Source organism: Streptomyces inusitatus (assembly GCF_014651115.1).
GTDB lineage: Bacteria > Actinomycetota > Actinomycetes > Streptomycetales > Streptomycetaceae > Streptomyces > Streptomyces amakusaensis.
The window spans coordinates 1-19,311 of the sequence record NZ_BMWG01000022.1; the positions used below are offsets into that span (position 1 = coordinate 1).

The 19,311-nt window shown below is 71.3% G+C and carries 22 protein-coding genes and 1 pseudogene; 13 read left to right on the plus strand and 10 right to left on the minus strand.

Annotation, left to right across the window (positions count from 1 at the left end; genetic code table 11):
- Window positions 1–218: pseudogene (locus IE247_RS26405) on the minus strand (hypothetical protein); the annotation flags it as partial.
- A complete protein-coding gene (locus tag IE247_RS26410; protein ID WP_190125793.1) occupies window positions 215–1,081 on the minus strand; it encodes a hypothetical protein in 867 nt (288 codons plus the stop codon). The pseudogene IE247_RS26405 and the gene IE247_RS26410, both read right to left, overlap by 4 nt.
- A 170-nt stretch (window positions 1,082–1,251) precedes the next feature.
- Here IE247_RS26410 and rarD point away from each other — a divergent pair, with 170 nt between their 5' ends.
- Together rarD and IE247_RS26420 are read left to right on the plus strand one after the other, a co-directional pair.
- Complete coding sequence (gene rarD / locus IE247_RS26415; RefSeq protein WP_190125794.1) at window positions 1,252–2,301, plus strand: EamA family transporter RarD; 1,050 nt, start codon at window positions 1,252–1,254, stop codon at window positions 2,299–2,301.
- Window positions 2,302–2,461: 160 nt separating this feature from the next.
- Window positions 2,462–3,292: a mechanosensitive ion channel family protein gene (locus tag IE247_RS26420; protein WP_190125795.1), complete on the plus strand. Its 831-nt coding sequence runs from the start codon at window positions 2,462–2,464 to the stop codon at window positions 3,290–3,292.
- Window positions 3,293–3,389: 97 nt separating this feature from the next.
- On the opposite strand, the gene IE247_RS26425 is transcribed toward IE247_RS26420, so the two are convergent.
- Entirely contained in the window at window positions 3,390–3,773 is a 384-nt protein-coding gene (locus tag IE247_RS26425; protein ID WP_190125796.1) for a DUF6401 family natural product biosynthesis protein, read from the minus strand.
- A 61-nt stretch (window positions 3,774–3,834) separates the two neighbouring features.
- Window positions 3,835–4,359 (minus strand): S41 family peptidase, encoded by a 525-nt coding sequence (locus IE247_RS26430; RefSeq protein ID WP_190125797.1) that lies wholly within the window; start codon window positions 4,357–4,359, stop codon window positions 3,835–3,837.
- A gap of 125 nt (window positions 4,360–4,484) precedes the next feature.
- On the opposite strand from IE247_RS26430, the gene IE247_RS26435 reads away from it, so the two are divergent.
- Entirely contained in the window at window positions 4,485–5,168 is a 684-nt protein-coding gene (locus IE247_RS26435) for an alpha/beta fold hydrolase (RefSeq protein WP_190125798.1), read from the plus strand.
- On the opposite strand, the gene IE247_RS26440 is transcribed toward IE247_RS26435, so the two are convergent.
- Complete coding sequence (locus IE247_RS26440) at window positions 5,165–5,473, minus strand: hypothetical protein (RefSeq protein ID WP_190125799.1); 309 nt, start codon at window positions 5,471–5,473, stop codon at window positions 5,165–5,167. The two genes, IE247_RS26435 and IE247_RS26440, sit on opposite strands and share 4 nt — an antisense overlap.
- Before the next feature lie 130 nt (window positions 5,474–5,603).
- Window positions 5,604–5,867, minus strand: a complete 264-nt coding sequence (locus tag IE247_RS26445) for a hypothetical protein (protein WP_190125800.1) — start codon at window positions 5,865–5,867, stop codon at window positions 5,604–5,606.
- 81 nt (window positions 5,868–5,948) lie between these two features.
- On the opposite strand from IE247_RS26445, the gene IE247_RS26450 reads away from it, so the two are divergent.
- From IE247_RS26450 to IE247_RS26475, 6 genes are all read left to right on the plus strand, one after another.
- Entirely contained in the window at window positions 5,949–6,791 is an 843-nt protein-coding gene (locus tag IE247_RS26450; RefSeq protein ID WP_190125801.1) for a helix-turn-helix domain-containing protein, read from the plus strand.
- Window positions 6,788–6,991, plus strand: coding sequence for a DUF397 domain-containing protein (locus IE247_RS26455; protein WP_229869366.1), 204 nt, complete (start codon window positions 6,788–6,790; stop codon window positions 6,989–6,991). The genes IE247_RS26450 and IE247_RS26455 overlap by 4 nt, the downstream gene beginning before the upstream one ends.
- 8 nt (window positions 6,992–6,999) lie before the next feature.
- Complete coding sequence (locus IE247_RS26460; protein ID WP_190125802.1) at window positions 7,000–7,206, plus strand: DUF397 domain-containing protein; 207 nt, start codon at window positions 7,000–7,002, stop codon at window positions 7,204–7,206.
- A 174-nt stretch (window positions 7,207–7,380) separates the two neighbouring features.
- Window positions 7,381–7,830, plus strand: a complete 450-nt coding sequence (locus tag IE247_RS26465) for a VOC family protein (RefSeq protein ID WP_190125803.1) — start codon at window positions 7,381–7,383, stop codon at window positions 7,828–7,830.
- Window positions 7,831–8,141: 311 nt separating this feature from the next.
- Window positions 8,142–9,476, plus strand: a complete 1,335-nt coding sequence (locus IE247_RS26470; protein WP_190125804.1) for a M28 family metallopeptidase — start codon at window positions 8,142–8,144, stop codon at window positions 9,474–9,476.
- A gap of 358 nt (window positions 9,477–9,834) precedes the next feature.
- Window positions 9,835–11,517, plus strand: a complete 1,683-nt coding sequence (locus IE247_RS26475; protein ID WP_190125805.1) for an IPT/TIG domain-containing protein — start codon at window positions 9,835–9,837, stop codon at window positions 11,515–11,517.
- A 55-nt stretch (window positions 11,518–11,572) separates the two neighbouring features.
- On the opposite strand, the gene IE247_RS26480 is transcribed toward IE247_RS26475, so the two are convergent.
- Together IE247_RS26480 and IE247_RS26485 are read right to left on the minus strand one after the other, a co-directional pair.
- Complete coding sequence (locus IE247_RS26480; RefSeq protein ID WP_190125806.1) at window positions 11,573–12,466, minus strand: ABC transporter permease; 894 nt, start codon at window positions 12,464–12,466, stop codon at window positions 11,573–11,575.
- Window positions 12,453–13,394, minus strand: a complete 942-nt coding sequence (locus tag IE247_RS26485; RefSeq protein ID WP_190125807.1) for an ABC transporter ATP-binding protein — start codon at window positions 13,392–13,394, stop codon at window positions 12,453–12,455. Before IE247_RS26485 ends, IE247_RS26480 begins: the two co-directional genes overlap by 14 nt.
- A 180-nt stretch (window positions 13,395–13,574) precedes the next feature.
- Between IE247_RS26485 and IE247_RS26490 the strand changes: the two genes are divergently transcribed.
- The 3 genes from IE247_RS26490 (at window position 13,575) to IE247_RS26500 (ending at window position 14,440) form a co-directional block, all read left to right on the plus strand.
- A complete protein-coding gene (locus tag IE247_RS26490) occupies window positions 13,575–13,799 on the plus strand; it encodes a hypothetical protein (RefSeq protein ID WP_190125808.1) in 225 nt (74 codons plus the stop codon).
- On the plus strand, window positions 13,792–14,091 hold the full coding sequence (locus IE247_RS26495; protein WP_373305609.1) for a hypothetical protein: 300 nt from the start codon (window positions 13,792–13,794) through the stop codon (window positions 14,089–14,091). Before IE247_RS26490 ends, IE247_RS26495 begins: the two co-directional genes overlap by 8 nt.
- A 76-nt stretch (window positions 14,092–14,167) precedes the next feature.
- Window positions 14,168–14,440: a hypothetical protein gene (locus IE247_RS26500; protein WP_229869367.1), complete on the plus strand. Its 273-nt coding sequence runs from the start codon at window positions 14,168–14,170 to the stop codon at window positions 14,438–14,440.
- A 64-nt stretch (window positions 14,441–14,504) separates the two neighbouring features.
- Here the strand turns inward: IE247_RS26500 and IE247_RS26505 are convergent, their stop codons facing one another.
- Both IE247_RS26505 and IE247_RS26510 read right to left on the minus strand, forming a co-directional pair.
- Entirely contained in the window at window positions 14,505–15,779 is a 1,275-nt protein-coding gene (locus IE247_RS26505; protein ID WP_190125811.1) for a LolA family protein, read from the minus strand.
- A 191-nt stretch (window positions 15,780–15,970) separates the two neighbouring features.
- On the minus strand, window positions 15,971–16,981 hold the full coding sequence (locus tag IE247_RS26510) for a polyprenyl synthetase family protein (protein WP_190125812.1): 1,011 nt from the start codon (window positions 16,979–16,981) through the stop codon (window positions 15,971–15,973).
- A 242-nt stretch (window positions 16,982–17,223) separates the two neighbouring features.
- On the opposite strand from IE247_RS26510, the gene IE247_RS26515 reads away from it, so the two are divergent.
- Window positions 17,224–19,269, plus strand: coding sequence for a CocE/NonD family hydrolase (locus IE247_RS26515; RefSeq protein WP_190125813.1), 2,046 nt, complete (start codon window positions 17,224–17,226; stop codon window positions 19,267–19,269).
- Window positions 19,270–19,311 lie beyond the last annotated feature (42 nt).

Genomic DNA, 19,311 nt, shown 5'->3' on the forward strand with positions numbered 1-19,311 from the left:
GAGGGGTCCGTCGGCCGCAGCCGCTCCAGCTCGCCGGGCTCCCGCCGCCGGGGCGGGGGCGGGGGCTGCGGGGGCGGTCCGGCGGGGCCGGGCGCTGCGGGCAGGGGAGGCCGGTCGGCCGGTACGCGCGGGTCGGCAGGGGCCCGGTCCGGGAGCGGGCGGTCCTCGGGAGAGCCGGGGGCGTCCGGGGAGTCGGAAGAGTCCGGGGCGGGGGTCATCCGGCGGTCTCCAGCCGTGTTTCGATGCGGCGGGCCATGCCGACCAGGGCATCGACCCTGGCCCTGTTGATCTCGTCCTGGGTGTGGCCGTCGGCCCCCTTGGTGACTGCGGCGACGGTGACGTTGCCCAGCCGGTACTGGAACCATCCGTACTCGTACGGACGGTCGCCGGACTCCGTGCCGCGATACCGGCCGATCTCGCCGATCGAGTCGTCGGCGGTGAGGTTGTACTTGCTGCCGAAGGCGTGGCCGATGGACATCAGGCCCTCGACGCGCTCGCCCTCGCGCAGTTTCTGGCCGGGGCAGCGCAGCGCCTCCTCCAGGGTCTCGGCCATCTCCCACTCCGCCCGCCGGACATCGCGGTGCACGGTGACGGTGGCGGCGACCCGGAGCGTGCCCCGGCCCGCCCCGGCCGGCCGTTCGCTGTAGGAGGTGACGCTGTGGAGAACGCCGGCGGGGACGGTCCCGCCCTGCCAGACGCAGCGCTCGTCCAGCACGGGCCAGTGGCCCGGGGCGCTCAGGGCCGGGGTGCGGGCGACGAACCCCGGGCCCCACAGCTCGGGGCCCGCGACGACCGCGCGGGCCAGCTCACGGGCGGCTTCGGCCGTCCTGGGCACCTTGGCCGGGTCGGGGGTGAAGGCCGGACCGGACGGCCTCGGGCTCACACCCGTACTCGTCCCCGTACCCGTACGCGCACTCGTCCCCGTGCCCGTACGCGCGCTCGCGCTCGTACCCGCGTCCGTGGCGGACGGTGCCGCGCGCGGGCTCCCGGCCGCGCCGGAACCGGAACCGGAACACCCTGTCATCAGCAGCCCGCACGCCAGCACACCGCCGACGGCGCGCACAGCTCTCCCGTACGCCATGGCTCTTCCCCCCGTATCACGCCCGATCGTACGATCCGACGCCGACAACAGGGCCCTGGTTCCGGGCAGTTGATCAATTCTCCGGGATCCCGCCATACCTCTATGTCGACTTATCAATGACAGCCCGGTCCCTCGCCACGTACCTTCGACTGGATGACACGCACACGCACATGGCGGCTGGAGGACGAGTGAGGCCGAGCGACGGCGAACACCGGGCGGGGCTGCTCCACGGGATCGCCGCGTACGGGATGTGGGGGCTGGTCCCGCTCTTCTGGCCGCTGCTGGAGCCGTCCGGGGCGATGGAGATCCTGGCCCAGCGGATGGTCTGGTCGCTGGCGATCGTCGCGCTCGCGCTGCTCGTCCTGCGGCGGTGGGGGTGGATACGGGAGCTGGTGAGCAGCCCGCGCAAGCTCGGTCTGATCACCGTCGCCGCCGTGACGATAAGCGTCAACTGGGGTCTGTACATCTGGTCCGTCAACAACGGCCGGGTGGTCGAGGCGGCCCTCGGCTACTTCATCAATCCGCTGGTCACCGTCGCCATCGGGGTGCTGGTCCTCAAAGAGCGGCTGCGGCCCGCCCAGTGGGCGGCGGTGGGCACGGGCGTCGCCGCCGTGGTGGTGCTGACCGTGGGATACGGGCAGCCGCCGTGGATCTCGCTGACGCTCGCCTTCTCGTTCGCGACCTACGGACTGGCGAAGAAGAAGGTCAATATCGGCGGTCTGGAGTCGCTGGCGGCGGAGACCGCCGTGCTCTTCCTCCCCGCCATGGGCTTCCTGGTCTGGCTCGCGGCCGACGGGGGCCTGAGCTTCGGAGCCGAGGGGCTCGGGCACGCGGCGCTGCTCGCCGCGACCGGCCTGGTGACGGCCGTCCCGCTGGTCTGCTTCGGCGCGGCGGCGATCCGGGTGCCGCTGTCGACGCTGGGGCTGTTGCAGTATCTGGCCCCGGTGCTCCAGTTCCTGCTGGGGATCCTGTACTTCAAGGAGTCCATGCCGGCCGAGCGCTGGGCCGGGTTCGCCCTGGTGTGGCTGGCCCTCATCTGTCTGACCTGGGACGCGCTGCGTACGGCCCGTAGAACGAGGGCCCAGGCGCTGCGGCTCGCGGCGGCGGCCAAGTCACGGGCCCTCGCGGCCCCGGCCGAGCCCGCCCCCGCACCTCAGGCCGCCCCCGAGCCCGACCGGGCCTGCGCTGCTCCCCGGGGCCCGGCCGAGCCCGCCGGCTGACCCTCCCGGCGGGACCCGTACCCCCGTCCCACCGCGCGATTTACCACTCCACCGGCCCAGTCCCGGCCCCCGCCGCAGGCCCCACCCACCCGCCGGGTGTTACGACCGAAGTCCAGGCCCCGGAGCGCGGCGGCCGCCCAGCGGACGGAGTGAGTGCGTCATGTCACAGCCTCTCGCCCTCTCTGTGGACTTCAGTCAGGGCTTCACTGACGCGTGGTCCGCGGTGGCACAGTTCATCCCGAAGTTCATCGCCTTCCTGGTGATTCTGATCATCGGCTGGTTCATCGCGAAGCTCATAGCCCGCGTGGTGGACAAACTGCTCCGCAAGGTGGGCTTCGAGCGGCTCGCCGAGCGCAGCGGCACCGCCAACGCCCTGCGCGGCTCGAAGTACGACGCCACCGGCATCCTCACCAAGGTCATCTACTACGGCCTGCTGCTGATCGTGCTCCAACTGGCCTTCGGGGCCTTCGGCCCCAACCCGATCAGCGCCATGATCACCGCCGCCGTCGCCTGGCTGCCGAGGGCCATCGTCGCCCTGGTGATCGTCGTCGTGGCGATGGCCATCGCCCGCGCGGTCCGCGACATCATCCTGGGGGCGCTGGGCGGCGTCTCGTACGGAAAGGTCCTGGCCACCGTGGCCTGGGCATTCATCGTCGGCCTCGGCGTGATCGCAGCGCTGGGCCAGGCGGGCATCGCCACCGCCATCACCGGCCCCCTGCTCACCGCCGTACTCGCCACGGCCGCGGGCGTCGTGATCGTCGGCGCGGGCGGCGGTCTGATCGGGCCCATGCGCTCCCGCTGGGAGCGCTGGCTCTCCCGCGCCGAGGAGGAGTCGGCCGGCGCCCGCGACAACATCAGCGCCTACCAGCGCGGCCGGTCCGACGCCCAGGCGGGCGCCCCGGCCCCCGGCAGCCGCACGGCGGCGGGCGAGCGCGGCCCCACCGAACGGCGTCAGGGCCCGGACGAGCCGGAGCGCTTTGACCCGATGTAAGCGGAATCCGGTACGAGAGGTACGGCCAGGGCGGCCCGGCGACTTCCGGGGCCGCCCTGTCCGCCCCGTCCGCTCTGGCCGCCCTGGCCGCCCTGTGTCATCCGTTCAGCAGATCGTGCTCCCTGACCAGCCAGCACACCGCCGTCAGCCGCAGCGTCGCGAAGTCGTGGCCGACCGGCTCGATCCACTCCGTCTCGGCCAGCCAGTCCGTGAAGCCGAGGACATAGTCCGCCAAATCCTCCCTGCGTACGGGGGTGCTCCCCGCTGCCCCCGCCGTCGTCGTCAGGGTGACGCCCGGCCCGCCCCGCCGAGGTGCCGGGATCAGCGCGTCCCGTACCGCCGCCGCGTGCTGGTCGACGGCGGCGACCAGCCCGGGCTCGAAGGCGAACTCCGTGAGCCGGGGCAGATAGGCGGCGACCACCTCCACCAGGGGGCAGTCGGCGGCCGGTCCGTCCGGTCCACCGGTGGGCGATATGTCCATCGTCCCAAGGTAAGCGCCCCCGCACCGGCCCCCGACGTGACGTTCCTCGCACCGCATCCGTCTAACGGGGTGGCATCTCCACCCGTCGCGCAGCGGCCCCGATCGCCTCCGCCAAGGCCCGCTCCGCCGGAACCGGAACATCCGGAACGACTCCCACGCCCTCCCAGTTGGCACCCGTGAGGGGGTTGACGGTCCGCGCCGTCGGCACCGTCACCAGGATGTGTTCAGTGATCGCGTGGCGTTCCGTGGGATGGGCGCCGCCCCGGGTGGTCTCGCCGACGACAACGGCCCGGCCGTGGGCCTGAAGGGTGTACGCGATGCCCTCACTCGCGGAGAACGTCGTCCCGCTCGTGAGCACGTACACCGGACGGTCCGCGTAGCGCGGTGCGGGGAGGTGTCCGGCCGTCCAGAACTGGCGGGTCGTGTCCGTGCGCCGGTCGTAGATGTCCTTCAGATGCACCTGGTCGTCCCGGAAGAAGTAACCGCACCACATCGCCGCCTCGACGGCGGCGGTCTTCTCCGGGAAGACATAGCCCGCGTCGATCCGCTCCAGGGCCCGTTCGACTATGTGCTGGTTGGAAGGCATAGCGGGTCATGCCAGGTGTCGCCCCCTCCTCGGCCACAGAGGTTTCCCCGGGGCCCGGGCCCGATGTCAGAGCCTCCCCGTAGCGTGTCGGCGACCAGATCCGATTCTCTTCGGGGGGAACCACCATGGACATCATCCTCATCGCCGGCCTGTGGCTCGACGGATCCGCCTGGGACGACGTCGTACCCGAACTCACCGCCCTCGGCCACCGCCCCCTGCCCCTCACCCTCCCCGGCCAGGGCGACGGCACCGCCTCCGCGACCCTCGACGACCAGCTCGAAGCCGTCCTCGCCGCCATCGACGCCACCCCCGGAAAGCCCCTGGTCGTCGGCCACTCCGCCGCCGCCACCCTCGCCTGGCTCGCCGCCGACGCCCGACCGGAGAAGGTCGCCAAGGTCGCCCTCATCGGCGGCTTCCCCTCCGACGACGGACGGCCCTACGCCGACGACTTCGCCGCCGAGGACGGCGTCGTCCCCTTCCCCGGCTGGACCCCCTTCGACGGCCCGGAGACCGCCGACCTCGACCGCCCGGCCCGCGACCGCCTCGCGTCCACCACCGTCCCCGTCCCCGAGACAGTCACCAAGGGCATCGTCCACTTCACCGACGACCGCCGCTTCGACATCCCCGTCCTGGTCATCTGCCCCGAGTTCACCCCCACCCAGGCCCAGCACTGGATCACCACCGGCGAAAGCACCGAACTCGCCCGCGCCACCCACCTCGACTACGCCAACCTCGACTCAGGCCACTGGCCGATGACCTCCCGCCCCCGCGAACTGGCCCGCGTCCTGGCGGAGGCCGCGAACTCCTAGAGCTGTCTGCCTGTCGTCGTGGCGGCGCCCCGTCCGCACTGGGGGTCGGGGCACCGGATCGCCGTCACCACTCCGGTGTCGCCGTCCCTGTGTACGTGGGTGTGGGTGGTCGGGGGCGCGTTGTGGGTACGGACCTGGACGCCCCAGCGGGTGAGGCGGGCGGCGAGCCATGGGGCGTGGACGTCGTACGTCCGGGCGATGGCTTTCAGTGAATCGCCCTGGGTGTAGCGGTTGATGACGGTGGCGCGGTCGGCGATGACGCGGTTGCGGGCGGCGGCCTTCTCCACTGGGGTACGGCGTGGCACTGCCTGGTCTCCTGTTCTGGATGGGTGAGTGGGTGGCCCCGGCCGTGGCGGGGGAATGTGACGGCCGGGGCCGGAGGGTGCGGGGGCACCCTCCCCTCCCCTGGTGTGCGGCCAGGGGGGCTTGAGGGGGTCAGGGGCGGTGGCCCGCTCGGCGGAGGCTCTCGGCATTGACCTCGGCGACGGCCGGGAAGAGCCGGTCGGCGACCGTGGCCAGGCGGACCTTCACCTTCGGAACGTCCCACTCCCGGCCACCGCCGAGCGGCCGAAGGAAGTAGAGCGTGCCGTACTCGGCCATGAGGACCCCGACAGCCCTGGCCCGGGTGTCGTACGCGATGTCACCCACCACGAGACCACTGTCCGGGCCGGGGAAATCGGGAGCATCAGCCACAACCATCACCCACTCCTCTCCGTAGCGAATCCACTACCAAGAGGTGCAGCGTGGCCCTACGATGAGGTGCTCTTCAACGTCCGGAACATGGAGGGAACGTTGGTAAACCTGAAGGAGTTGGACCCCGAAAGCAGCCAAGAAGCGGCATTCGGGGCGCGTTTGCGCAGCGAGCGCGAGGACCACCACTGGACTCAGGACCAACTCGCGGCACGGATGGGGTACACCGGCAGGCACATTTCCGGGGTAGAAACTGCCAATAAACCGCCAACCCGCCGTTTTTCAGTGAGTGCCGACACCGCACTTGGCACCGGAGATACGTTCGAATGTATGTGGCGCGAGATCCGGACCGGTGTGCTGCTGGAAGGCTTTCCGCAGTACGTCGACCTTGAGGGCCGCGCAACAGAGGTCAGGGTGTACGAGATCGGGATCATCCCCGGCCTGTTGCAGACACCCGAGTACGCACGAGTGCTGGCCGACAGCGCTGTCCACCGAGGTGCGATCACTCAGCAACAGGCGGACGAGCGAGTCGGCTTCGTTGCGGAGCGACAAGCCGCACTAGTACGGCCGCAGCCCCCCATGGTGATCGTGGTGATAGACGAGAGCTGCATCCGTCGCCCCGTCGGTGGGGCCGGGGTGATGAGCGCGCAGCTTGATCGGTTGGTGGAGTTCGCCGCACTCCCCAACACCGCACTGCATGTCGCCCCCTATGCGATAGGGGAGCGCAGGACGTATGACCGGCCGGTCAACCTGCTAACGCTGCCCGATTGCTCCGTGGTCTCGTATGTCGAATCTCAAACCCAGGGACATCTGGAGCGCGAAACAGCATCGGTCCGGCCCTTGTTGAAGGCCTACCATCAACTATTGGCCGCATCAGCCTCTCAAGCGGAATCCGTAGCTATGATCCGCGAGTTACGAAAGGGCACCCCGTGACCACCATCGAACCCATCCACTGGGTCAAATCTTCCTACAGCAACAATGGCGGGACTTGCGTGGAGTGGGCCCCCTCGAACGTGCCCGCCACCCAGGTCGTCCCCGTCCGGGACAGCAAGCGCCCGAGTGGCCCGTCCCTGCTGGTCAGCACCTCCGCCTGGTCCGGGCTCATCGCACTCGTCCGGACCGCCGACGTCTAGGAGAGCCCATGGCAACGGAATCCCCCTCCCTCCGCTGGGTCAAGTCGAGCTACAGCAGCAACGGCGGCACCTGCGTCGAGTGGGCTCCCGACCACGTGCCCACCACCGGCACCGTCCCGGTCCGGGACAGCAAGAACCCCACCGGACCGGTCCTCCTCGTGTCCGGCGCGGCGTTCGCCGGGCTGGTCGAACTCGCCAGGTCCACCGAGCTGTAGAACCGCGCCGCCCCGAGCCCCGCCGTCCCCCATTCTCCGGGTCGGCGGGGCTCGGTCGCGTGCGGTCGACAGCGCCGTTCCCTCGAAGTCGACGATCATCGACGTTCTGCAGGTCAGTGCGGCTCGGCCGTGCCGCGCCACCCCGTTGTCAGTGGCTCACGGCAGAGTGTTCGTATGGCACTTCACTGGAAACTGACGATCGACGCCGCCGACCCCGCCGCGCAGGCGGACTTCTGGGGTGAGGCCCTGGGGTACACGGTCGAGGACCACAGCGCGCTGATCGAGCAGCTTCGGCAGAACGGGCAGTTGCCCGAGGGCTCGACCATCCGGCACCACAATCGCGACGCCTGGCGGGATTTCGCCGCCGTCCGCCATCCGGACGACCCGTTCGAGGAGGCGACGGGCGTGGGGCTGGGTCGACGGCTGCTGTTTCAGCGGGTGGCGGAGGGCAAGACGGTCAAGAACAGGCTGCACATCGATGTTCATACGGAAGCGGGGCGGCGGGAGGCGGAGGTCGCGCGGCTGGAGGGGTTGGGGGCGACGGTGCTGTATGAGCAGAAGCAGCCGATGGGGAGTTGGACGACGATGGCGGACCCGGAGGGCAATGAGTATTGCGTGGAGTGAGCCGGGCGGGGTGGGGCGGGTGCCGGGGGTGGGGCGGCACAGGGAGGAATCAGAGGTTTCATAGGCATCTCACAGCGCAAAGCGTTCGATAGGTGAACACAACTGACCGGTTTCCGCCCTTGACGGTAGGGCGAACTGTCGCTGAACTCTTCGAACGCACAAGCACAGCACACCCGTGCATCAGCTGTTCGACAGAGCGCGCCGCCAAGCGCTCGGATGCTCAGAGCCATCGCTCCAGCGCCCTGGAATGTGCGTTCCGGGGCGTCTCGCACGTTCCGTCCTGTCCCCACACGGAATACCGGAGCCGTCGTATGAAGCTCTCCGCACCAAGACGCACCGCAGCGGCCGCCGTCATCGCCCTGGCAGGGCTGCTGGGCACGGCCGCCCCGGCGGCAACGGCGTCCACGGCCGCGCCCGCCCCGGCTGCCGCCTCCGTGCAGGCGCTGGCCGCGCCGGACATACCGCTGGCCAACGTCAAGGCGCATCTGACGCAGTTCCAGTCGATAGCCGCCGCCAACGGCGGCAACCGGGCCCATGGCCGTCCCGGCTACAAGGCGTCCATCGATTTCCTGAAGGCCAAGCTGGACGCCGCCGGGTTTGTGACGACCGTGCAGCAGTTCACCTCAGGTGGTCAGATCGGCTACAACCTGATCGCCGACTGGCCGGGCGGCGATGCCAACCAGGTGCTGTTCGCGGGGGCGCATCTCGACTCCGTCACCTCGGGCGCGGGCATCAACGACAACGCGACCGGGTCGGCGGCGATACTGGAGACGGCGCTGGCGGTCTCGCGGGCGCAGCTCCAGCCCACAAAGCATCTGCGGTTCGGGTGGTGGGGCGCGGAGGAGCTGGGTCTGGTCGGGTCGAGGTACTACGTCGCGAATCTGCCGGCCGCCGAGCGGGCCAAGATCTCGGGGTATCTGAACTTCGACATGATCGGCTCACCGAACCCGGGTTACTTCGTCTATGACGACAACCCGGCCCTGGAGGGCGTCTTCAAGAGCTACTTCTCGGGTCTCGGGGTCGCCACGGAGATCGAGACCGAGGGCGACGGCCGCTCCGACCACGCGTCCTTCAAGAATGTGGGGATAGCGGTCGGCGGGCTCTTCACCGGAGCCAGCAGGACCAAGACGGCGGCGCAGGCGCAGAAGTGGGGCGGCACGGCCGGCCAGGCCTTCGACCGCTGCTACCACTCCTCGTGCGACAACACGTCGAATGTGAACGACACCGCGCTGGACCGCAACAGCGACGCGATCGCGCACGCGATCTGGACGCTGGGCACCGGTGGCACCACGCCGCCCGGTGACACCTACGAGAACACCGCCGATGTCGCCATCCCGGACAACGGCGCGGCCGTGACCTCGACGGTGACCGTCTCGGGCCGTACCGGAAACGCCCCGGCGGCCCTCTCCGTCGGCGTGGACATCAAGCACACCTGGCGCGGCGACGTGGTGGTGGACCTGGTGGCGCCGGACGGGACCGCGTACCGGCTGAAGAACTCCAGCGCCAACGACTCGGCCGACAACGTCATCGAGACCTACACGGTGGACGCGTCCAGCGAGCCCGCCAACGGTGACTGGAAGCTGCGCGTCCAGGATGTGGCCTCACAGGACAGCGGCCGGATCGACAGTTGGAAGCTCGTGTTCTGAGCCTGAGAGGCATGAGGAACCCGAGGGACTGAGAGACCGCAGGACCGCCACCCTCCACCCGGCCGCATGCGCGTGCGCTCCCCGCACGCGCATGCGGTCATTCTCGTGCGCCTGGAAGCTGTCGGCGCGGCAGCACCGGGCGGCTGATCCGGACACCTGTGTCGGCTTTCCGGCCATGTCCGGTGTTTCCGGCAGCAGGCTCGATACCCGCTCCATGACGATTGCCCTGGTTCCCGCCGTACCCGCCGGGCTCGTTCGCCTTCGGGGCGGGCGGGGCCGTACGGGACCGCTCCGGTGGTCGTCGGGGGCCGTCGTGCCCCGCCGCCGGATCGCGGGACCGTGGGGAGAGGGGACAACCATGCAGCCGACCATACGGCCGAGACCCCCGCACACCCGGTGGCGCCGCAGGATCTCGGCAGCCGCCGCCGTCATGCTCACCGCGACCGGTCTGGTCGCGCTGACCGGACCGTCCGCGCAGGCGGCGCAGCCGGGCCACACCACCGCCTATGTCAGCGACTTCAACGGCAAGGCCGTCTCGGTCGTCGACACCGCGACCGGAGCCGTGACCTCCTCGGTCCCGGTCGGCGGCTTCACCCAGGACGTGGCGGTCAACGCCGCGGGCACCACCGTGTACGCCGCGACCGCGCTCGCCAACACCGTCGCGGTCGTCGACACCGCCACCAACGCCGTTACCGCCACCGTCCCGCTCGCGGGCATCCCCACGGCACTCACCCTGAACCCCGCGGGCACCACCCTGTACGTCGCCGACACCACGGCGCACGCCGTGGAGGTCATCGACACCGCCGCCAACACCCTCACCGCGACCATCCCCGTGGCGGGCGGCCTCCAGGGCATCGTCTTCAACCAGGCCGGGACCACCGCGTACGTCGCCGCCTCCGGGCCGAACCGGCTGGTCGTCATCGACACCGCGACCGCGACGGTCACCGCGAACGTCCCCCTGTCGGCCGTCCCCTACGGGGCCGTCGTCAATCCGGCGGGCACCGCCGTCTACGTCGCCACCGCCGGCGCGGGCATCACCAAGGTCAACACCACCACCAACACCGTCACCGCGACCATCCCCGCCGCCGTCAACACCACCAGCGTGGCGATCAGCCCCAATGGCGGCACCGTCTACGGCGGCAGCCCGCTCAGCAGCGGCGTCCACGTCGTCGACACCGCCACCGACACCCTCACCACGACCGTCGGAGGTTTCAGCGTCCCCCAGGACGTCGAGGTCAACTCGGCCGGAACCACCGTCTACGTCCCCGACCCGGTCAGCGGGACCTCCAACGTCCCCGGGTACCTCTACGCCATCGACACCGCCACCAACACCGTCACCACCGTGGCCAGCGGGCTGAGCAGCCCCAGGGAAGTAGCCCTCCACACCATTCCGGCGCCCGAGATCACCGGGATCTCCCCGAACAGCGGGACCACCGCCGGTGGGACGGTGGTGACCATCACCGGCACGGATCTGAACGGAGCGACCGCCGTCACCTTCGGCGGGACCCCCGCCACCGGGGTGACGTGCTCGGCGACCTCCTGCACCGCGACCGCGCCCGCGCACGCGGCGGGCACGGTCGATGTCCGGGTCACCACTCCCGGCGGCACCAGCTCCATCACACCGGCCGATGAGTTCACCTATGTGGCCCCGACCGCCGACATCGACGTCGATGTCTCGGCACAGCCCCACCTGGGCATCCTGGTGCCCTATCTCAGCTACACGCTCACCGCCCGCGACACCGGACCCGACGCGGTCACCTCGGCCACCGTCACCGCGTCCCTGCCGCCCGGCGCGACCGCGACGAACCTCTCCCCCGGCTGCACCGTCTCGTCCTCGACCGTCACCTGCGTCTACGGGGCGATCGCCAACGGCACGGCCGTGGACAAGAAGTTCCGCGTCCCGCTCCATCTGCTCTCGCTCGGCAAGGTCACGGTCACCGGAAACCGGACCGCGTCCGCCCCGGCCGACCCGAACCCGGCCAACGACAGCGCGTCGGTCACCTGCACCGTCGTCTCCGTCATCCTGACCACCTGCCCCTGAGCCACCGCGCCCTGCGGTCGGCCGGCCAGAACACCGGCCGGCCGCACGGGCTCGCTCACGCGGTGACGTCCTTCGTCGTGAACCGCGCCCAGGCCGCCGCCCCGAACACTCCCGTGTACACCGCCTGGAGCCCGAGGTTCCGGTGGATCTCCTCCCAGTGGAACGGCTCGCGCAGCAGGTCGGAGAAGGACATCCAGTAGTGCGGGAAGAGATAGGGGTGGATCGCGTCGAGCTGTGGCACCGACCCCAGGATCTGCACCGTGATCAGGAGTCCGACGGTCGTCGCCATGGCGGTGACACCGCTGTCGGTGAGCGTGGAGACGAACAGGCCGAGCGCCGCGAGCCCGGCGAGGGAGGCCGCCACGACCACGGCGACCAGCGCGGCGCGCAGCACCCCCGCCCCGAAGGAGATGGTGGTGCCGGAAATGGTGGTGACCTCGCCGAGCGGGAAGAGCACCGCCCCGACGGCGAGGGCGGAGAGGGCCACCACCAGGGTCGCGATCAGACAGAAGACGAGGACGGTGACGTATTTGACGAGCAGCAGCCGAAGTCGGCCGGCCGGGGCGACCAGCAGATAGCGCAGGGTACCGGCGCTCGCCTCGCCCGCGATCGCGTCGCCCGCGACGACTCCGACGGTCATGGGGAGGAAGACGGGCAGGGTCACCGCGAGGGAGGCGAAGACCAGGAAGAGCCCGTTGTTGGTGATCTGGGCGATGAAGGCGGGCCCGTCGCCGCCGGATCCGACCGTTCCGCCGTCGCCGGTCTCGATCCGTACGGCCGTGCCGATCAGCACGGGTACGGCGGCCAGGACCGCCAGCAGGGCGAGCGTGCGCCGACGGCGCAGGGTGACGCCCAGCTCGGAGCGGAGCAGCCCGAGGGACCAGGACCACACCGGCCGGACCGCCCGCCGCTCCCCCGGTTCCACAGACCCGGTCTCAGCCCGCGACATCGAAGCCCTCCCCCGTCAGCGCGACGAACGCGTCCTCCAGCGACGCCTTCTCGACGCCGAATCCCCTCACCCGTACGCCGCCCCGCACCAGGGCCGCGTTGAGATCGGCCAGGTCGGTGTCCGCCCCCGGCGGTTCGGCGGTCACCCGGCCGTCGTCCCCGACGCTCACTCCGGCCACGCCCAGCTCGGTGAGGAGCCGGGCGGCGTCCCCCGGGTCGGGGGTGACGACGGTCAGCCGGCCCCGGGTCCCGGCGGCCAGCTCGGCCACCGGGCCCTGGACGAGCAGCCGGCCCCGCGCCATCACCGCCGTGTGGGTGCAGACCTGCTCGATCTCGTCGAGGAGGTGGGAGGAGAGGAAGACGGTGGTGCCGTCCGCCGCCAGCTCGCGCACCAGGGCGCGTATCTCGCGCATGCCCTGGGGGTCGAGACCGTTGGTGGGCTCGTCGAGTACGAGGAGTCCGCGCGGCTGGAGCAGCGCGGCGGCGAGCCCGAGGCGCTGTTTCATCCCCAGGGAGTACGTCTTGGCCGCCCGGTCCGCCGCCGGGGTCAGCCCCACCCGGTCGAGCGCGGCGGCGACCCGGGTCCGGCGGGTGCGGGGGTCGGCGGTCGGGTCGGCCCGGTCGTACCGGGTGAGGTTGTCCCGGCCGCTGAGATACCCGTACAGCGCGGGCCCCTCGATCAGCGCCCCCACCCGGGGCAGGACCGAGCGCTCGGCGCCCGGGATCGTGCCGCCGAGGACCCGGGCGGTCCCGGCGGTGGGCTCGATGAGGCCCATGAGCATGCGGATGGTGGTGGTCTTCCCCGAGCCGTTGGGGCCGAGGAAGCCGAAGACCGAGCCCTCCGGCACAGTGAGATCGAGCCGGTCGACGGCGAGCCGGCCGCCCCGGTAGCGCTTGGTGAGACCGTGGGTCTCGATCACCGCTGTCATGCCGCTCTCCCCCTCCGGGCTCCCCGGCCCACCGTATGCGGTACGCGTGTACGACGGGACAGCCCGGCTGACGGCCGCAGAGCCGGGCGGCCACCGGACGCGGCTGCCGGCTCACCTGGTCGGGCGAACCTTGCCCCGAATCGCCACCCCGGACACGGCGACGGGCGTAGTCGTACGACCATGGCACTGGGAGACCGGCATCAGAAGAAAGACGTCGAGGCGGCACTGAAGCGGGCGGAAGCGGCCGGGCTCAAGGTGACGCACAAACAGAACGGCCACGACTGGGGCGTCGTCATCTGCTGCCCCTGCGACGATCGCGTCGTGGTGCACTGCACGCCCCGGAACCAGGGAAACGAGGCGAACAAGATTGACCGCTTCACAGAGAGGCACCGGAACTGTGCGTGACTGGTACTTCAACCTCGTACTGAACGCCCCGCTGACCGAGGAGCAGTCCAATACCCTGGCCCACCTCGACCGCTTCAACGACGGACGGATCGGCCTGGCGGAGCGGCCGGGCTACAGCCGGTTCATGTGCTCCTTCGAAGCTGAGACCCTGACCGCCGCCATCGCGGAAGCCCTCGGCTTCTTCGAGGACTTCCCAGGGGTGCTCGTCCGCAGTGTGGAGATGGACCACTTCGACCTCACCACGAACGGCATGGCGACCCCTGCCGTGCTCCCCGTCCCGCCCCACCTCTGATGAGCCCCCCGGCACCGTGGCACACCAGATGAATTCACACGAGAGCACAGCCGCTGTGCGTAGCTGGCACTTCGTCATGCACGCTCAGGAACCCTTCACCCCCGAGCAGTCCGACATCATGGACGGGCTGGACAGCTTCGCCGATGGCTGCCTGGGGCCGGAGGAGGGACCCGCGTACTCGAAGTTCGTCTGCTACTTCCCCGCGCCGAGCCTTCAGGACGCCATGGTGCAAGCCCTGGAACGCGTGGCAGAGGTTCCCGGCGTGCTGATCCGAAGCGTCGAGCTGACTCCGTACTCATTCGCGCACAACGGCATGGCGACCCCTGCCGTGCTCCACGTCCGCCCTTGATGCCCCCTCCATCGCGGGGACGGAGGGGGCACGGCGGCCGGGCCGGTGTCCCGGGTGCCGTGGCTCAGCTGTCCGCGTTGGCGGCCTTCACCAGCGCGTCGGGGGTGACCGCGCCGACGTAGACAGTGCCGTCGTCCGTCATCAGGGCGTTGATCAGGCGGGTCTTGAAGACCGTGCCCTTGCCGAAGTCCCCGCTGACCTGGTCGCCGAGCGAGTCCAGGAAGTTCTGGGCCTCGGCCGGAACCTCGCCGTCGGCGGGCTGCTCCGCCTCGGCGCCGCCCGTGCCGCCGAACTTGGCGATGGAGGTCCAGTCCTTGCCGATGACGTCCATGCCGCCGCTCGGGAGACCGCCGGGCAGAGCGCCGCCGAGCCCTTCGAGGGTCTTGTCCAGCTCCTCCTGGTGGGCGGAGCCGTCCTTCCCGGGCTTGCCCTCGGCCTCCCGCAGCTCGTCGGCCTCGGTGACCTTCGCGCCCTTCGGCGGGGTGAAGTCGAAGGTGGAGGCGGCGGGCCGGGAGAAGTCGACCTTGGTGAAGCCGATGTCGACCACGGCCTTGCCGCCCGCGCTCGAATTGATCGAGAACTTCAGCGGCGTACCCGTCTTCGCGTCCACCGCGATCTTGATCGAGGAGATCGTCGAACCGCTCTGCCGGGGCTTGACCGCCAGCTGATAGGCGTCCCGCCCGGCGATCTGCGCGGTGCCGTCGACGGTGACCGAGGTGGAGGGGCCGACCGCCTTCAGGACCTGGTCGGCGAAGTCCTTGGGGGTGGCGGGCAGCTCCTCGGCGGCCTTCTCGCCGGAAGCCTTACCGCGCTGGCCCGGAGTCCCGTCGTCCTTCGCGTGGTAGACCTCGTTGGAGGCGCTGTCGTACGCCCAGACCTCGCCCGCGTTGTGGATCAGGCTGTACTCGGAGCTGTCCTCCAGGATCGAGACCTTCTGCCGGTCGGGGCCGTCGACCGCGACGCGCAGCGTGTGCGAGCCGGTGGCCAGCCGCGCCAGCCTCTCTTCGGGGGCCGCGCCGGAGCCCGAGCCCGCGCCCGCGCCCTCGGGCAGGAAGTCCTCGGCGAGCCCGGCTATGGACGGCAGACCGAGATCCGTACTGATCTTGACCATGCCGGAGAGCCGCTCGGTGTCCGAGGCCGCGATCTTCTCGATCAGCTCCTGGGCGCTGATCTTCGGCAGATCGGGGTCCCCCGACGCGGCAAGCGCCGGTACGAGCCCGATGGTCGCCGCCGCCACTCCGGCCACGGCGACCGGGACGAAGTAGCGCGCCGCTCTGCGTCGGACCGGCGCGGTGTCCTGGTCCTGATCGATGTTCTGAGCGCTGTCGTTCGGTGCCATGGTGTGGCCTACCTCCGTGGGTCCGAAGCCGTTTCCTCGGTTCTGGTGCTCTCCATCTGACCAAATCGGCCGAGCGGGGGCGTCACCCCCCGGGAGCAACTTGCCCTACTGCTATGGGATGAGGAACCAGGACGGCGTCCCCCTCTTCCCGTAGGGGAGACGCCGAAACGGAGCGGGCCGCGGACCGGGGCTCAGCCCGCGCGGTGCACCACCGCGTCGCACAGCTCCTCCAGAGCCGACTTCGCGTAGCAGTCGGGCAGCGGGGTGAGGGCCGCCCGCGCCTCCTGGGCGTACCGCACGGTGTCCCGCCGGGCCTGCTCCAGCGAGGGGTGCTCGCGCAGCCTGCGCAGCACCTCCGCGAGCCGGGCGTCGTCCGAGAGGTCACCGTCGAGCAGGGCGACCAGCTCCAGGTCCTCGGGCAGGCCGAGTGTCTCGGCGCGCGCCCGCAGCAGGAGGACCGGCAGGGTCGGAATGCCCTCCCGCAGGTCGGTGCCGGGGGTCTTGCCGGACTCGTGCGAGTCGCTGGCGATGTCGAGTACGTCGTCGGCGAGCTGGAAGGCGACGCCGAGCCGTTCCCCGTACTGGGTCAGGATGTCCACGACGCGCTCGTCGGCGCCGGACATCATCGCCCCGAAGCGGCCCGAGACGGCGATCAGGGAGCCCGTCTTGCCGCCGATGACATCGAGGTAGTGCGCCACCGGCTCGCGCCCGTCGCGCGGCCCCGCGGTCTCCAGGATCTGGCCGGTGACCAGCCGCTCGAACGCCTCGGCCTGGATGCGGACGGCCTCGGGTCCGAGGTCGGCCAGTATGTGGGAGGCCCGGGCGAAGAGGAAGTCGCCGGTCAGCACGGCCACCGAGTTGCCCCAGCGGGTGTTGGCGCTGTCCACGCCGCGCCGCACCTCGGCCTCGTCCATCACATCGTCGTGGTAGAGGGTGGCGAGGTGGGTCAGCTCCACCACGACGGCCGACGGCACCACTCCGGGTGCGTGCGGGTCGCCGAACTGGGCCGCCAGCATCACCAGCAGGGGCCGGAACCGCTTGCCCCCGGCCCGTACGAGGTGCTGTGCGGCCTCCGTGATGAAGGGCACCTCGCTCTTGGTGGCATCGAGCAGGCCCGCCTCCACGGCGGACAGTCCGTTCTGGACATCGGCCTCAAGAGCCTGGTCCCGCACGCTCAGCCCGAACGGCCCGACGACGGTCACGAGGTGGTCTCCTGTCTGCTGATAATCACACGGATTGTCGATGTGTCGGTGGATTCACTCAAGTCAGCGTATCCGGTCGCGTTTCGATCACCATGAGCGCCTTCCCGCCACCGCCGGTATGTTCGTGATCAGCACATACGACCCGAAGTAGCCCTTTTCACCGCGATCAGTGTCCAGTCGGGAAAACCGCCCGGACGGCCGCTCCGGCGACGGGGGCGCACCCCCTGCATCGAGGCTCAGCCATGCGCCATCGCCCGCAGAACCGCACAGAAGCATATGAATCCCCCGACATCCGACGGGACGACATCCGCATTCCCGTGCGCCACGGGACCCTCTTGTACGCCCGCGTCTGGCGTCCGGTCGCCGCCGATCCCGTCCCCGCGCTGCTGGAGTATTCGCCGGAAAGGCTGACGGACTCAACCGCCCCACGCGACGAACAGCGCCACCCCTGGTACGCGGGCCACGGTTACGCCTCCGTACGAGTGGACGCGCGCGGCCACGGCAACAGCGGCGGCGGGCCCGATTCCGCCGGGCGGCCCCCGGACCCGGGCGGCCCGGACCCGGACCGGGACGCCGCCGATGCCGCCGAGGTGATCGACTGGCTGGCCACCCAGCCCTGGTGCACCGGCCGGACCGGGATGTTCGGCATCGGCCCGGGCGCGGACCACGCCCTGCGGACGGCGGCGCTCGCCCCCGAGCCGCTGGCGGCGGTGGTACTCGTCGGAGCCGAGGCCGACCCGTACCGCGACGGCGGCGCGTACCCCGGCGGCTCGCCGTCGGCGGAGGGCCTGCACGCCCGCTCGGCCGCCCGGCTCAGCGCCGACTGCCTCCCGCCGGACCCCGCCTTCGCCGGGCCCGGCTGGCGCGAGCTGTGGCTCGCACGGCTGGCGGCCGTCGAACCCGCCGCGCACACCTGGCTCGCCCATCAGATCCGCGACGACTTCTGGGACCGGCGGGCGGTCCCCCTCACCGCCGTACGGGCGGCGGTGCTGGCCGTCGCCGGGGCGCACGGCCCGCACCGCGAGACGGTCCTGCGGCTCCTCGAAACCCTGCCGCCGGACCGGGTGCGCGGGGTGCTCGGCCCCTGGGCGGCCGGCCGGTACCCGGACCACGGGCGGCCGGGGCCCGCCGTCGGCTTCCTCCACGAGACCCTGCGCTGGTGGGACCAGCACCTCAAGGGCATCGACAGCGGGGCGACGGCCGAACCCGCGCTGCGCGTCCTGGACACCGGGGCGGGCGGCCGCTGGGCCGGGCGGCGCGGCCGGGACGACGGCACCCCTCTGTCGTACGGGCTCCGGGGCGCGCCCCGGCCCGTCGACTCGCCCCAGTGCACCGGGGCGGAGGCGGGCGACCCGGCCGACGGCGGGGAGGGGATCCCGGGCGACCAGCGGGCCGACGACGCGTACTCGGCGTGCTTCGACTTCCCGGTGACCGGGGAGCCGGTCACGGTCCTGGGCCGGCCCCGGGTCACGCTGCGGCTGCGGATGGAGGTCCCGCACGGGCAGGCCGTCGCCCGGCTCTGCGACGTCGGACCCGACGGCTCGTCCGCGCGGATCGCCCTCGGCGTGCTCAACCTCGCCGCCCGGCACGGCGCCGAGCGCGCCCACGCCTGGCCCGCCGGGACGGCGGAGGAGGTGACCCTCGCGCTGAGCCCCGTCGCGCACACCTTCGCCCCCGGGCACCGGATCCGGCTGGCCGTCTCCTCCGCGTACTGGCCCCGGGTCTGGCCGCAGTCGGGCACGGCGGACCCGGCAGGCCCGGCAGGCACGGCGGACTCAGCGGCCCCGGCGGGCTTCGTTCTGGAACCCGAGGGCTCGCTGCTCGAACTCCCGGCCGCCGAAGGCCCGGGCGAGGAGGTCCGCTTCGCGGAGCCGGAGCCGGAGCCGGAGCACCCGGAGCCGCTCGGGGTCAGCTCGCCCGTGACCCTGGACCCGCCGCCGCCCGCCCGGCTGCTGGTCCGGGACCTCGCGGCGGGCGAATGGCGGCTGGAGACGCGCCCCGGCCCGCACGGCGTCCAGCGGTATCCGGACGGCCTCGAAGTGACCGGGGAGACGACGGAGATCAGAACGATCCGGGAGCGCGACCCGCACTCGGCCCGCGCGTGGACGGAGCGGACCGTCCGGCTGCACCGGCCCGAGCTGTCCTGGGACGTGAGTGTCGAGACCCGCTCCGAGACCGCGTGCGACGCGGCCGACTTCCTGCTGCGGGACGAGGTGGTCTGCCGGGACGGGCGGGAGATCGTCTTCCATCGGACCTGGGAGCGGCGGATCCCGAGGCTGGCCGGGTGATCGTGCCCTGCCGGACGGGTGCCTCGTCCACGTAACGTGTCC

What these genes read in the sequence shown, in the direction of transcription:
- IE247_RS26410 (WP_190125793.1), bottom strand. Translation starts at nt 1,081, where the DNA reads ATGGCGTACGGGAGAGCTGTGCGCGCCGTCGGCGGTGTGCTGGCGTGC.
- rarD (WP_190125794.1), top strand. Translation starts at nt 1,252, where the DNA reads ATGGCGGCTGGAGGACGAGTGAGGCCGAGCGACGGCGAACACCGGGCG.
- IE247_RS26420 (WP_190125795.1), top strand. Translation starts at nt 2,462, where the DNA reads ATGTCACAGCCTCTCGCCCTCTCTGTGGACTTCAGTCAGGGCTTCACT.
- IE247_RS26425 (WP_190125796.1), bottom strand. Translation starts at nt 3,773, where the DNA reads ATGGACATATCGCCCACCGGTGGACCGGACGGACCGGCCGCCGACTGC.
- IE247_RS26430 (WP_190125797.1), bottom strand. Translation starts at nt 4,359, where the DNA reads ATGCCTTCCAACCAGCACATAGTCGAACGGGCCCTGGAGCGGATCGAC.
- IE247_RS26435 (WP_190125798.1), top strand. Translation starts at nt 4,485, where the DNA reads ATGGACATCATCCTCATCGCCGGCCTGTGGCTCGACGGATCCGCCTGG.
- IE247_RS26445 (WP_190125800.1), bottom strand. Translation starts at nt 5,867, where the DNA reads ATGGTTGTGGCTGATGCTCCCGATTTCCCCGGCCCGGACAGTGGTCTC.
- IE247_RS26450 (WP_190125801.1), top strand. Translation starts at nt 5,949, where the DNA reads ATGGAGGGAACGTTGGTAAACCTGAAGGAGTTGGACCCCGAAAGCAGC.
- IE247_RS26460 (WP_190125802.1), top strand. Translation starts at nt 7,000, where the DNA reads ATGGCAACGGAATCCCCCTCCCTCCGCTGGGTCAAGTCGAGCTACAGC.
- IE247_RS26465 (WP_190125803.1), top strand. Translation starts at nt 7,381, where the DNA reads ATGGCACTTCACTGGAAACTGACGATCGACGCCGCCGACCCCGCCGCG.
- IE247_RS26470 (WP_190125804.1), top strand. Translation starts at nt 8,142, where the DNA reads ATGAAGCTCTCCGCACCAAGACGCACCGCAGCGGCCGCCGTCATCGCC.
- IE247_RS26475 (WP_190125805.1), top strand. Translation starts at nt 9,835, where the DNA reads ATGCAGCCGACCATACGGCCGAGACCCCCGCACACCCGGTGGCGCCGC.
- IE247_RS26480 (WP_190125806.1), bottom strand. Translation starts at nt 12,466, where the DNA reads ATGTCGCGGGCTGAGACCGGGTCTGTGGAACCGGGGGAGCGGCGGGCG.
- IE247_RS26485 (WP_190125807.1), bottom strand. Translation starts at nt 13,394, where the DNA reads ATGACAGCGGTGATCGAGACCCACGGTCTCACCAAGCGCTACCGGGGC.
- IE247_RS26490 (WP_190125808.1), top strand. Translation starts at nt 13,575, where the DNA reads ATGGCACTGGGAGACCGGCATCAGAAGAAAGACGTCGAGGCGGCACTG.
- IE247_RS26500 (WP_229869367.1), top strand. Translation starts at nt 14,168, where the DNA reads ATGCACGCTCAGGAACCCTTCACCCCCGAGCAGTCCGACATCATGGAC.
- IE247_RS26505 (WP_190125811.1), bottom strand. Translation starts at nt 15,779, where the DNA reads ATGGCACCGAACGACAGCGCTCAGAACATCGATCAGGACCAGGACACC.
- IE247_RS26515 (WP_190125813.1), top strand. Translation starts at nt 17,224, where the DNA reads ATGCGCCATCGCCCGCAGAACCGCACAGAAGCATATGAATCCCCCGAC.